The organism is Streptomyces sp. NPDC001220, assembly GCF_053597895.1.
In genome coordinates, this window is sequence record NZ_JBSFJE010000002.1 from 285599 (window position 1) to 297159 (window position 11561).

At 74.6% G+C, this 11561-nt stretch carries 12 protein-coding genes; 7 read left to right on the forward strand and 5 right to left on the reverse strand.

Annotated features, from left to right (window positions below):
- Positions 1-23: 23 nt before the first annotated feature.
- Positions 24-1466, reverse strand: coding sequence for an FAD-dependent monooxygenase (locus ACWDGI_RS05830; RefSeq protein ID WP_450755727.1), 1443 nt, complete (start codon positions 1464-1466; stop codon positions 24-26).
- 160 nt (positions 1467-1626) lie between these two features.
- Between ACWDGI_RS05830 and ACWDGI_RS05835 the strand changes: the two genes are divergently transcribed.
- Positions 1627-2226 carry a TetR/AcrR family transcriptional regulator gene (locus ACWDGI_RS05835; protein WP_450755731.1) on the forward strand — a complete coding sequence of 200 codons (600 nt, stop codon included), beginning with the start codon at positions 1627-1629 and terminating at the stop codon, positions 2224-2226.
- 89 nt (positions 2227-2315) lie between these two features.
- On the opposite strand, the gene ACWDGI_RS05840 is transcribed toward ACWDGI_RS05835, so the two are convergent.
- The 3 genes from ACWDGI_RS05840 to ACWDGI_RS05850 all read right to left on the reverse strand — a co-directional run bounded on the left by ACWDGI_RS05840 (position 2316) and on the right by ACWDGI_RS05850 (position 5097).
- The gene (locus ACWDGI_RS05840) at positions 2316-2582 is read right to left on the reverse strand and encodes a hypothetical protein (protein WP_360483747.1); all 267 of its coding nucleotides are present in this window, start codon (positions 2580-2582) and stop codon (positions 2316-2318) included.
- A gap of 214 nt (positions 2583-2796) precedes the next feature.
- The gene (malQ, locus tag ACWDGI_RS05845; protein WP_450755733.1) at positions 2797-4887 is read right to left on the reverse strand and encodes a 4-alpha-glucanotransferase; all 2091 of its coding nucleotides are present in this window, start codon (positions 4885-4887) and stop codon (positions 2797-2799) included.
- Positions 4888-5097, reverse strand: a complete 210-nt coding sequence (locus tag ACWDGI_RS05850) for a hypothetical protein (protein WP_450755735.1) — start codon at positions 5095-5097, stop codon at positions 4888-4890.
- A 157-nt stretch (positions 5098-5254) separates the two neighbouring features.
- On the opposite strand from ACWDGI_RS05850, the gene ACWDGI_RS05855 reads away from it, so the two are divergent.
- From ACWDGI_RS05855 to ACWDGI_RS05875, 5 genes are read left to right on the forward strand one after another with little or no spacing between them, the layout of a single operon-like run.
- Positions 5255-5836, forward strand: coding sequence for an RNA polymerase sigma factor (locus ACWDGI_RS05855; protein ID WP_450755737.1), 582 nt, complete (start codon positions 5255-5257; stop codon positions 5834-5836).
- Complete coding sequence (locus ACWDGI_RS05860; protein ID WP_450755739.1) at positions 5833-6735, forward strand: zf-HC2 domain-containing protein; 903 nt, start codon at positions 5833-5835, stop codon at positions 6733-6735. The genes ACWDGI_RS05855 and ACWDGI_RS05860 overlap by 4 nt, the downstream gene beginning before the upstream one ends.
- Before the next feature lie 8 nt (positions 6736-6743).
- The gene (locus tag ACWDGI_RS05865; RefSeq protein ID WP_450756493.1) at positions 6744-7496 is read left to right on the forward strand and encodes an ABC transporter ATP-binding protein; all 753 of its coding nucleotides are present in this window, start codon (positions 6744-6746) and stop codon (positions 7494-7496) included.
- The gene (locus ACWDGI_RS05870) at positions 7493-8797 is read left to right on the forward strand and encodes a hypothetical protein (protein ID WP_450755741.1); all 1305 of its coding nucleotides are present in this window, start codon (positions 7493-7495) and stop codon (positions 8795-8797) included. Before ACWDGI_RS05865 ends, ACWDGI_RS05870 begins: the two co-directional genes overlap by 4 nt.
- Entirely contained in the window at positions 8794-9408 is a 615-nt protein-coding gene (locus tag ACWDGI_RS05875; RefSeq protein ID WP_450755743.1) for a hypothetical protein, read from the forward strand. Before ACWDGI_RS05870 ends, ACWDGI_RS05875 begins: the two co-directional genes overlap by 4 nt.
- Positions 9409-9444: 36 nt before the next feature.
- On the opposite strand, the gene ACWDGI_RS05880 is transcribed toward ACWDGI_RS05875, so the two are convergent.
- Positions 9445-9981 (reverse strand): HNH endonuclease, encoded by a 537-nt coding sequence (locus ACWDGI_RS05880; protein ID WP_089107458.1) that lies wholly within the window; start codon positions 9979-9981, stop codon positions 9445-9447.
- Positions 9982-10330: 349 nt separating this feature from the next.
- On the opposite strand from ACWDGI_RS05880, the gene ACWDGI_RS05885 reads away from it, so the two are divergent.
- On the forward strand, positions 10331-11434 hold the full coding sequence (locus ACWDGI_RS05885; RefSeq protein WP_450755745.1) for a mechanosensitive ion channel family protein: 1104 nt from the start codon (positions 10331-10333) through the stop codon (positions 11432-11434).
- Positions 11435-11561: the final 127 nt, after the last annotated feature.

Consider the following 11561-nt stretch of genomic DNA (forward strand, 5'->3'; position numbering starts at 1 on the left):
GGTCCGCCGCCGATGACGTCCGTTCAGCCGACGTGCGCGGCCAGCGCCGACCCGATGTCCGCGGCCCGGGCGCCCTCCGCCGCCCAGGCCGCGTACCCGTCGGGCCGCACCAGCAGCGTCGTACCGCGGTCGCTCGCCCAGTGCGCCACCGCCAGCCGGTCCGCGCGCCCCTCCCCCGCGTCGTACGCACCCGGGGTCACCAGGACGAACCGGCCGCCGCGCAGGGCCTCGTAGAGCCGGCCGCCGCCGGCCAGGGGGAGGTCGGGAACGCGCGCGCCGGTGAGGGGGTGGGCGCCCCTCGGGGCCGGGTACCGGTAGCCGACGCCGGTGATCCGGCCCATGATCCTGGCCCGGACGGGGGCCAGCCGGTCGAGGGCGGTCACGAGCACCGAACGCACCGGCAGCTGCCAGCCCTTGGCCATCGCCAGGCGGACGATCGCGCCGCTGCTGCGCAGTACCGACCTGCCGACCGGGTGCCGTTCTGTCTGGTAGGTGTCGAGCAGGTCGGGGGTGGCGTGGCCGTGCAGCACGGCGGCGAGCTTCCAGCTCAGGTTGGCCGCGTCCTGCAGACCGGTGTTCATTCCCTGCCCGCCGGCCGGGGTGTGCACATGCGCCGCGTCGCCGGCCAGGAAGACCCGGCCCACCCGGTAGCCGGGCGCCTGCCGCTCGTCGCTGTGGAAGCGGGACATCCAGCGGGCCTCGCGCATCCCGTAGTCCCGGCCCAGGGCCAGCCGGGTGATCTCCCTGACCTCGTCGAGGCCGACCGGCTCGTGGTCGGGGACGTCACGGCCGCGGTGCCAGCAGATGACACGGTGGTAGCCGTCGCCGAAGGGCGCCAGGAAGGCGAACGCGTCACCGACCGCGGCGGCCGTGATCAGCGTCTCGGGCTGCTCGTCGAGCAGCACGTCGGCGAGGACCACGGACCGGATGGCCGACCTCCCCGGGAACGGCAGCCCGATCGCCTCCCGCACGGCACTGCGCATCCCGTCGGCGCCCACGACGTACCCGGCGCGCAGTTCGGCGGCGCCCCTGACGTGCACGGTGACCCCGTCGGCGTCCTGCGTCAGTCCCGTCACCTCGGACTCGTAACGGAAGTCGACACCCGCCTCGACCGCGCGGCGCTCCAGCACCTTCTCCACCTCGTACTGCGGGATCACCAGCACATGCCGGAAACGGGAGGGGAGGCCGCCGAGGTCGAGGGTGAGCCCGTCGAAGAGGTTGAGCCGGGCGAGCGGCTTGCCGACGGCTTCCAGTTCGTCGGCGACGGCGCGGGCGTCGAGCTGCTCCAGGGCGCGGGCGTGCAGGACGAAGGCGCGGGAGAGGTTGCTGATCCGGTGGGGCCGCTTCTCCAGGAGGGTGACCGGGACGCCGGCGACGGCGAGGTCACCGGCCAGGAGCAGGCCGGTGGGACCGGAGCCGACGACGATCACGCGGGAGGTTGCGGGGGCGGCGGTCGGGCCGTTCATGGGGGGCCTCCTCTGGATGCCTTCACGCGTTGGCCAACAGCTGTTGACCACCAGGTGCTGGCCAACGATTGTTGGCCAACGCTTGTTGACAACCGTAGGTCGGGGCGAGCGCGAGAGTCAACACTTGTTGGCCCACACATGTTGGCCTACGCTCGTTGTCATGACCGGCACCCCCAGTAGAAGCACTGAGCCCACGACCGGCTCGGCGACGCGCCGCTCCGACGCCAGCCGCTCAGCCATCCTGGCCGCGGCCCGCGAGCGCTTCGCCACCGACGGCTACGAGCGCGCCACCATCCGCGCCATCGCCAAGGACGCGCGTATCGACCCGTCCATGGTCATGCGCTACTTCGGCAACAAGGACGGCCTGTTCGCGGCGGCCGTCGCGCTCGACCTGCGGATGCCCGACGTGTCCCAGGTGCCGCGCACCGAGGTCGGGCGGGCGCTGGTGGCCCACTTCCTGACCATCTGGGAGGCGAACGAGGAGCTCACCGCGGTGCTGCGGGTCGGCATCACCAACAAGGCGGGGGCCGAACGGCTGCAGGGCATCTTCCGGGAGCAGGTGGTACCGGTGGCCCAGCGGGTGTGCCCCGACCCCGAGCAGGTGCAGACACGGGCGGGGCTGTGCGCCGCGCAGCTGATGGGGCTCGCACTCACCCGTTACGTGCTGCGGCTGCCGCCGGTGGTGGCGCTGGCGCGGGAAGAGATCCTGGCGTGGCTGGGGCCGACCCTGCAGCGGTACCTGACCGCGCCGAGCCCCTGAGCGACGCGCCGAGGGCGCCGGTCAGCTCCCGTACGCCCCGCCACGGGACGTACGGAAGGCGACCGGCGCCCTCGGTGGAGAAGCGGAGGTCAGGCCTTCGCCTTGGCCTTCGTCGTGCCCGGCTTGGTGACCCGGATCTTGGACTTGTCCAGCACCATGACCAGGCCCGCGATGACCGCGAACAGCACGAGCGGGATCAGGACGTAGAGACCCAGCGTCTCGATGACGCTCAGGCCCTTGCCGGGGTCGTCGCCGTCGTCACGCGTGAGCGCGAGGGCAGGGGACGACAGGAGCAGCATCATCAGCGTCGTACCGGCAGCCAGGGCGCCGGCGCGCAGGGCGTTCTTCTTGTCCACGCTGCCCAAGTTAGCGGGCCGACTTGAGGGGCGCGCGTCCGGGGTACCCCTACGGGCCGCCGCACACTGCCGTGTCCGCGCCCCGAGAGCCGCCGGCCACCGGAAGGCGCTACCGGCCCCACACCCCGGACGGGCTGGAGTCCCACACCCCGGACGGGCTGGCGTCCCACGCCCCGGACGGGCTGGAGTCTCACGCCCCGGACGGGCTGGAGTCTCACGCCCCGGACGGGCTGGAAAGGGATACCGAGCGGCCGTCGTCCTCCGGGTCGGGCGGGTTGTCCGGCCGCAGTACCTCCAGGAGCGCCCGCACCCTCGCCGACGTCATCAGCTCCTCCAGGGTCACCGGGCGGCCCGTCGCGTCGGCGATCGGGAGGCGCCAGTTCGGGTACTGGTCCCAGGTGCCGGGGAGGTTCTGGGGACGGCGGTCGCCGACCGTGTCGGGGAGCCAGACGCCGACCATGCGGGCCGGGGTGCGGAGCAGGAAACGGTGCACGGCCCGGATCTCGGCCTCCTCGTCACCGGCGTCGGACGCGGCCAGCAGGCCCAGCCGGGTCAGCAGGGCCAGCCACTCCGCCGTGTCGGCCGCCGCGTCCGCCCGCTCCTCGGACAGCGGGCGGGTCAGCAGGCCCAGCCGGTCGCGGAGCTCGACGTGTTCGCCGGTGAGACGGGCCGCGGTGGGCGGCAGGTCGTGGGTGGTGGCGGTGGCGAGGCAGTCGGCGCGCCAGCTCTCCGGGGGGAGCGGGCGGCCGTCGCCGTCCCAGTCCCGTTCGAACCAGAGCACCGACGTGCCGAGCACCCCGTGCCGCTGCAGCGTCTCGCGGACCCCCGGCTCCACGGTCCCCAGGTCCTCCCCGATCACCACCGCGCCCGCCCGGGTCGCCTCCAGGGCCAGCAGGGCCAGCATCGCCTCGGCGTCGTAGCGGACGTAGGTGCCCTCCGTGGGCGGCCGGCCCTCCGGCACCCACCACAGCCGGAACAGGCCCATCACGTGGTCGATGCGCAGGGCGCCGGCGTAGCGGAAGAGGGCGCGCAGCAGCTGGCGGTAGGGGGCGTGGCCGGAGGCGGCGAGGCGGTCGGGGCGCCAGGGCGGCAGGCCCCAGTCCTGGCCGCGGGCGTTGAAGGCGTCGGGCGGGGCGCCGACGGACATCCCGGCGGCGAAGAACGCGCGCTGCGCCCAGGCGTCCGCGCCCGCGGGGTGCACACCGACGGCGAGGTCGTGGACGATCCCGACCGGCATCCCGGCCTCGCGGGCGGTGCGCTGGGCGGCGGTGAGCTGGGTGTCGGTGAGCCAGGCGAGCCGGGAGTGGAAGGCGACCCGGTCGCTCAGCGCGGCGCGGGCGCGGGCGGTCTCCGCCGAGCGGGGGTCGCGCAGGGCCTCGGGCCACCGGTGCCAGTCGGAACCGTGGTGCTCGGCGAGCGCGTACCAGGTGGCGTGGTCCTCCAGGGCCTGCCCCTGTTCGGTGCGGAAGGCGTCGTAGGCGGCCTGCCGGGCGGCGCTGAGCGGTACGGCGGCCAGCGTCTCCAGTGCCTCCCGCTTCAGCTCCCAGACCGCGTCCCGGTCGATGTGGGCGTCCTGGTCGAGGACGGTGGCGCGCAGCCGTCCGGCGCGTTCGGCGAGCGCGGGGTCCGGGACGTACTCGGGGACGGACTCCAGCCGCAGATGCACCGGGTCGGGGAAGCGGCGGGAGGAGGGGCGGTACGGGGAGGGGTCGGTCGGGGGTCCGGGCACGGCCGCGTGCAGCGGGTTGACCTGGACGAATCCGGCGCCCGCGGTGCGCCCGGCCCAGTCGGCCAGTTCGGCGAGGTCACCGAGGTCGCCCATGCCCCAGGAGCGGTGGGAAAGGAGCGAGTACAGCTGGACGAGAAGTCCGTACGAGCGGCCGGCGGGGGTGGGCAGCCGGTCGGGGGCGACGATCAGGTGGGCGCGGGCGGTACGGCCGTCGGGCGCCGCGGCGGTCAGCAGGTGCACGCCGGTCGGCAGGTCCCGTACGTCGTCCAGGGTCTGCCCGTGCTCCGTCCGCACCTCCAGCCGGGTGCCGGCGGGCAGGCCGAGGGCGGGGTCGCCGGAGCCGGCCCAGTGCACGACCGTCGGCGGCAGCAGTCGTTCGGCGAGGTCCCGCTCCCGTTCGGCGAGGGCGGCGCGGACGGCTTCCGGGCCGCTCGCGTCGACGCCCAGGGCGGCCAGCGCGGCGGTCACGGCACCGGCCGAGGTCGCGACCGTACGGTCCGGGGAGGGGCTGTAGGAGGTGGCGACGCCGTGCAGCTCGGCGAGCCGGCACAGCCCCCGGTCCAGGCCTTCGCTCATCTACAACCCCGGCTCACTGGTCAGCGGGGCCAGGTCGGCGAGCGGGGGTTCACTGGTCAGGGGCTCGGCGTCGGGCAGCGGCGGTTCGCTGGTCAGCGGCGCCTGCGCGCAGACGGTCTCGGCGCTGAACACGCACAGCCGGGACATCTCCTCGGTCGGCACCGGGGGTTTGAACTGGGCCGGGATCGGATGGTGAACCGTTGCGGCCACGGTGGCCTCCTTGTCTGACGTCGGGTACGGCGGCGGAAGCCGCGTCCTGGCAGGCCTACCCCGTCGTGGCGAGCGCACTCCCCGCGGCCGTCCCCGTACCGGGTGAACCGACCGCGTCCGGGTGATCGATAGAGAGGCTGTGAGACTGTTCCGCCCCATGGGGGGCCATCGGGAGAACGACGAGACGGCCGGCGGGGACGGGGCGCTGCTGCGGGCCGTGGCGGCCGGCGACGGCTCGGCGCTGGCCGTGCTGTACGACCGGCACGCGGGCTGGCTGTACGCCCGCCTGACCCGGCGCTGCGCCGACCCCGAGGTGGTGCGGGAGGTGCTCCAGGACACCTTCGTCACGGTGTGGCGGTCGGCGGCCGGGCATCGCGGGCAGGAGGCCGGCGGCTGGCTGTGGACGATCGCCGCCCGCCGGCTGGTGGACGCCCGTCGGGTGCAGGAGCGGGCCGCACGGGTGGAGCCCCTGCCCGACCCCGCCGTCACGCCCTCCGCGGAGGACCGGGTGCTCGCCGGCCTGGAGTACGGCGATGTCGGCACCGCGCTGGAGCGGATCTCCCCCGAGCTGCGCGAGGTGCTGCGGGCGACGGTCGTGGACGGCCTGTCCACCCGGGAGACCGCGCGGCTGCTCGGCATACCGGAGGGCACGGTCAAGTCCCGCGCGCTCCGGGCACGGGCCGAACTCCGCGCCGCCCTGGCCCAGTTGAACCCTTCGCCGGCGGGAGGCGCGGCATGACGACACCCTGGCACGCCTCCGGGGACCTCACCCTGCGGTACGCCGACGGCTCCCTGCCGGAGGCCGACGCGTGGTCCCTGGAGAAGCACCTGGAGGGCTGCCCCGACTGCGCGACCCGGGTGTCGGCGGCGGTACGGGAGACGGCGGCGGGACCGGTCCTCGAAGAGGTACGGGACCTGGTGCTGACAGCCGCGCCACCCGCCTCGGGGGCGCGCGGCTCCGACATGTGCGGCTCCGCCGCGCGGGCGCGACCGGCCCCCGCCGGCCGGCACCTGACGCGCCACCTCCGGCCCGCCCTCTGGGCCCTGGGCCCCGCCCTGCGCGGCACCTGGCTCCTCGCCCTGCTCACCGTCGTCGTCGGCGCCCTCCTCCTCGACCACGCCGCCGGCTACGAAGCCACCCGCACCCTTCTCCTCACCATCGCCCCGGTCGTCCCCGTGGCCGGCGTGGCCCTCTCCTACGGGCCGCACGCCGACCCCCTGCACGAGATCACCGCGGCCACCCCCTCCGGCGGCCTGCGCCTCGCGCTCACCCGCACCGCCGCCGTCCTCGCCGTGAGCCTCCCCGCGCTGACCGTCACCGGCGCCGCGCTGCCCGCCTCGGGCGCTCCCGGTGCCGCCGCCTGGCTGCTGCCGGGCCTCGCGCTGACCCTCGGCTCCCTGGCGCTCACGTCCTACGCCGGCTGCCGTACCGCGACCGCGGTGACGGGCGGCGGCTGGCTGGCCGCCGTCCTCGTCCCGGCCGTCGCCTCCCACGGCGGCCCGTTCACCGCACGGCTGGCGGGACAGCTGTCCGCCCGCTTCGACGGCACCCAGGCCGGCTGGGCCGCGGCCGCCGTCGCGTGCGCCGCGCTCCTGGCCGTCCGCCGGGGCGCCTACGACCACCTGGAGAACCGTTGAGCATCAGAGTGGCCGGCCTGTGTGTCCGGCACCGCCGGACCGTCGCCCTGGACTCGGTCGACCTCGCGCTCGGCACGGGTGTGCACGGGCTGCTGGGCCCGAACGGTGCCGGGAAGACCTCCCTGATCAGAGTGCTGGCGACGGTCGCCAGGCCGGCCGCGGGCCGGGTGGAGCTGCTCGGCCGGGACACCGCCGGGCATCGCGCCCTCGGCGAGGTCCGCGCCCGGCTGGGCTATCTGCCGCAGGAGTTCGGCTACTACCCGGGGTTCACGGTGCGGGAGTTCGTGGCGTACGTGGCCTGGCTGAAGGAGATGCCGGCCGCCGAGGTCCCGGCGGCCGTGGAGCGGGCGGTGGCCCGGGTCGGGCTCGCGGGGCGGGCCGACGCGAAGATCAGGACGCTGTCGGGGGGCATGGTCCGCCGGGTCGGCATCGCCCAGGCCGTCGTCAACGAGCCGCAGGTCCTGCTGCTCGACGAGCCGACCGCCGGACTGGATCCCGAACAGCGGGTGGAGTTCCGGGAGTTGTTGCGCGAGCTGGGCGCCTCGGCGACCGTGGTCGTCTCCACCCACCTGGTGGAGGACGTGGCGACGGCCTGTACGGAGGTCACCCTGCTGGACAGGGGCCGGGTCGCCTACCGGGGCACTCCCGAAGCGCTGGCCGCCCTGGGCGAGGTGTCCGACGGCCCCGGCGACCATCCGATCGAGCGCGGCTACACGACGGCCCTGCGCACCCACCGCACCGTCCAGGAGGCATCGCGATGAGCGTCGTGACGGCGGTGAAGGCCCCGCTGCTCGTGGAGGCGCGCCGGGGCTTCGCCCCCTGGGCCGGGCTGACCGTGCTGCTGACGCTGGGCGTGACCCTCGCCGCGTCCGCCGGCAGGTGGCAGGGCGGCTGGGCGGAGACCGCCGCACAGCTGCACAACGCCGTGCTGATCACGGTTCCGGCGGCCGCGGCGGCGGGCTGCTGGCAGGGCGGGCGGGAGCGGCGGCGGCGTACCCGGGAGCTGTGGGGGACGGTCGTACGGCCGCCGCTGGTCCGGTTCCTGGTGTCGGCGCTGCCGACGGCGCTCTGGGTGGCCGCCGGGTATGCGGGTGCGGCGGGTCTGGCGCTGCTCGCGACCTGGCCGTACGCCTTGGGAGACGGCCCGCGGCCGGCCCTGCTGCCCACCGACGCGTTCGTGTCGGGGGCCGCGGTGCTGGCCGGTCATGCGGTGGGGCGGCTGGTGCCCTCGCGGCTCGCGGCTCCGCTGCTGGCGACGGCCGGGTATGTCGGGCTGGGAGTGACGGCGGCGGCGCATGAGGGGTCCGGGCGGTATCTGAACCCCGCGTTCTCGATCACGGAGAACTGGGTGCCGGTGTGGTGGCAGCCGGCGGCGATGGCGGTCTGGACCGGGGGCCTGGCGGGGGCGGCCGTACTGGCGTACGCGGCCCGGCGCCGGTGGACCGCGCTGCTGCCGCTGGCCGCCGCGACGGCCGCCGCCGTGCTGCTCACGCAGACCGGGGACGGCCTGTGGCGCACCGACCCGCTCGTCCGCCGGCAGGTGTGCGACACGTCCGTCACCCCGGCGGTGTGCGTGAACGCGCGGTACGCGGGTGCGTTGCCGCAGCTCACCGAGGCGCTGTCGGGTGTCACGGGCAAGCTGAAGGGCGTCCGGAACCTGCCGGTGCGCTGGTCGGACCGGTACGGCGGGCCGCGCGCCGGCGAGGCCGCCCTGCCGTCGCTGACGCCGCTCGGCTGGTCGTTCGTGCGGGGGCGGCTGACCGATCCGGAGCAGTTCGCGTCGGAGGCGGTGGGGGCGCTGCAGCTGCGCGGCGACTGCCCGGACGACGCGGTCTCCACGGCCGACGACGCTGTCGAGAACTACCTCTCGCCCCAGCCCGCGCAGGAGGACTTCGACCGCCTGGACGCCCATGGGGACGCGCGGGCCCGGGCCGCGCTGGCCGGGCGGCGCGCCGCCCGGGCCCGGCTGGCGGCGATGGGCGGCGCGGAACGCCGGACCTGGCTCTCGGCGTACTTCGCGACCCGGGCGGCGTGCGATGCGAAGGGGGTGCCGGCCCTGTGACCTCCGTCCGAAAGCCGCTCGTGCTCTACGCCCGCTCCCGCACCGTCCCCGCCACCCTGGCCGCGCTCGCCGGCACGACGGCCTTCGCCGTCTGGGCGGCGGCCCGCCTGGACGGTTTCCTGGACCCCGACCGCCGGGTGCCGGTGGTCGCGCTGGCCCCGCTGCTGGCGGCCGCGGTGATCGGGGTCAGCCTGTACTCGCCCTGCGACGAACTGGACCGTACGGCGGTCCGGCCGTGGTGGCCATGCCGGCTGGCCCAGCTGGCCGGGCTCACCGCGCTCGCGGCCGTGCTGCTGCCGCTGGCGGTGCTGGGGCATCCGGAGACCTTCGGGCCGCCGGCCGTCATACGCAACACGCTGGGCTGTACGGGAGTGACGGCCGCGGCGGCGGTACTGCTCGGCGCCCGGCTGAGCTGGCTGCCGGCCTTCGGTTACGTCAGTGCCGTGTACCTGGGCTCGGTGGGGGCGCACGGAAGCGCGGCGACGGTGTGGGCGTGGCCCGTGCAACCGGGCGCGCAACCGGGCGCCTGGGCGGCGGCGCTGGGGGCGTTCGCGGTGGGCGGCGCGCTGTACGTCGTACGCGGTGCGCGTGCCGAAGGGCCCCGTGGCTGAGGCGGACAGCCACGGGGTATGCGAAAGCCCGGATCGTCAGGCGGAGATGCCGTCGATCCGGGCCAGGGCGTCATCCGCGCCGTACGGTTGCAAGTACGGCAGCCAGCGCGGGTCCCTGTGGCCGGTCCCGATGATGCGCCAGGCCAGGCCGGTGGGCGGGGCTGGTTTGTGCCGCAGCCGCCAGCCGATCTCGAAGAGATGGCGGTCGGCCTTGACGTGGTTGCAGCGGCGGCACGACGCCACCACGTTGTCCCAGACGTGTTGACCCCCGCGACTGCGCGGGATGACGTGGTCGACGCTGGTTGCGACGCCACCGCAGTACATGCACCGGCCCCCGTCGCGCGCGAAGAGCGCCCTCCGGGTGAGAGGAACGGGCCCCCGGTAGGGAACCCGTACGAATCGCTTGAGCCGGACCACGCTGGGTGCGGAGACTGTGACGGTTGCGCTGTGCATATAGGCGCCGGATTCCTCCAAGGCGACTGCCTTGTTCTCCAGGACGAGGACGAGCGCGCGGCGGAGCGGTACGACGCCGAGCGGCTCGTACGACGCGTTGAGGACCAGGACATGCGGCACGGGGGCCTCCTTGGGCGTCGGCGGCGCGTGGCTCGCGCCGGGACGATCTGTGGCCAGTCTCCCCTCTTGCCTGGTGGACGCGCCACCATGTCCGCGTAACGGCCTGGGAGTGTTTTCGACCACAACGCATTCATCCCCCGGATCCCCCCCTTTTCAAGCGAGCCTGTTCAACCGGGAGGCCCGCGAAGTGAGCACGGTCTCTCCTTCTCGTACTGGTCGGGTGCACACGCGATGCCCCGTTAGTGTGGTGATCCTGCCCGTCCGGTGACCTTTTCGTGACCTTGAACGCCGTACGTGACCGTGAACGCCGTGCCGGAGGGCAGTACCGCACCGCCTGGAGGTACCCGCCGTGTCCTTGCCCGCCGTCCTACTGGCCGCCGGTGCGTCGCCGTCGCCGACCCCCTCGGGGTCGGCCACTCCGGCGGTGCCCACGCTCCAGGACGCCCAGGAGAGCGCCACGAACGCCGCGAGCTGGGTCGAGCAGAACTGGTCGACCTGGCTGGCGATAGGTCTGAAGGTGCTGCTGATCCTGGTGATCGCGGTGGTCCTCAGAAGGGTCGTGCTGCGGGCGATAACCAAGCTCATCGACCGTATGAACCGGACCGTCGAGTCGGCGGAGGGCACCACCCTCGGCGGACTGCTGGTCAACGCCGAGCGGCGGCGGCAGCGCTCGCAGGCGATCGGGTCGGTGCTGCGGTCGGTGGCGAGCTTCGTGATCCTGGGCACGGCCGCGCTGACGGTGCTGTCCGCCTTCCAGATCAACCTGGCGCCGCTGCTGGCGTCGGCCGGTGTGGCCGGTGTGGCGATCGGTTTCGGCGCCCGCAACCTGGTCACGGACTTCCTGTCCGGCGTGTTCATGATCCTGGAGGACCAGTACGGCGTCGGCGACTCGATCGACGCGGGGGTCGCCTCCGGCGAGGTGGTGGAGGTCGGCCTGCGGGTGACCAAGCTGCGCGGTGACAGCGGCGAGATCTGGTACGTCCGCAACGGCGAGATCAAGCGCATCGGCAACCTCTCGCAGGGCTGGGCCACGGCCGGTGTCGACGTCACCGTCCGGACCAGCGAGGACCTGGACCGGGTGCGGGCCACCCTGGACGAGGTCGCCGAGAAGATGGCCAAGGAGGAGCCCTGGAACGAGCTGCTGTGGGGCCCGGTCCAGATCCTCGGCCTGGACTCCGTCCTCATCGACTCGATGGTGGTCCGCCTCTCCGCCAAGACCATGCCGGGCAAGGCGCTGACCGTGGAGCGCGAGCTGCGCTGGCGGATCAAGCGGGCCTTCGACGAGGCGGACATCAGGATGGTCGGCGGCGCCCCCGTCGCGCTCTCGGAGGACGAGGCCCCGGACCCGACGGCGGCCGTGGCGGCACCGTCGGCGTTCGCCAACGCGGACTCCCCGCAGGTGGCGGCGACGACACCGATCGCCGCCCAGCGGCCGACGACGGCGGGGAAGTAGCGGAACGGATCAGCACGCTCGTTCGAGTGAACAGGTGGGGCATTCCGGCGTCTCACGACGTGCGGGGTGCCCCGTCGTTCCGCCGGGGCGCCCGACACCCGACACGGCACCCTTCCGCGGCGACCGG

Bases quoted from the DNA above. Each gene is read 5' to 3' on its own strand.
- ACWDGI_RS05830 (WP_450755727.1), bottom strand. From the start codon at position 1,466: ATGAACGGCCCGACCGCCGCCCCCGCAACCTCCCGCGTGATCGTCGTC.
- ACWDGI_RS05855 (WP_450755737.1), top strand. From the start codon at position 5,255: ATGGGGGGCCATCGGGAGAACGACGAGACGGCCGGCGGGGACGGGGCG.
- ACWDGI_RS05870 (WP_450755741.1), top strand. From the start codon at position 7,493: ATGAGCGTCGTGACGGCGGTGAAGGCCCCGCTGCTCGTGGAGGCGCGC.
- ACWDGI_RS05860 (WP_450755739.1), top strand. From the start codon at position 5,833: ATGACGACACCCTGGCACGCCTCCGGGGACCTCACCCTGCGGTACGCC.
- ACWDGI_RS05835 (WP_450755731.1), top strand. From the start codon at position 1,627: ATGACCGGCACCCCCAGTAGAAGCACTGAGCCCACGACCGGCTCGGCG.
- malQ (WP_450755733.1), bottom strand. From the start codon at position 4,887: ATGAGCGAAGGCCTGGACCGGGGGCTGTGCCGGCTCGCCGAGCTGCAC.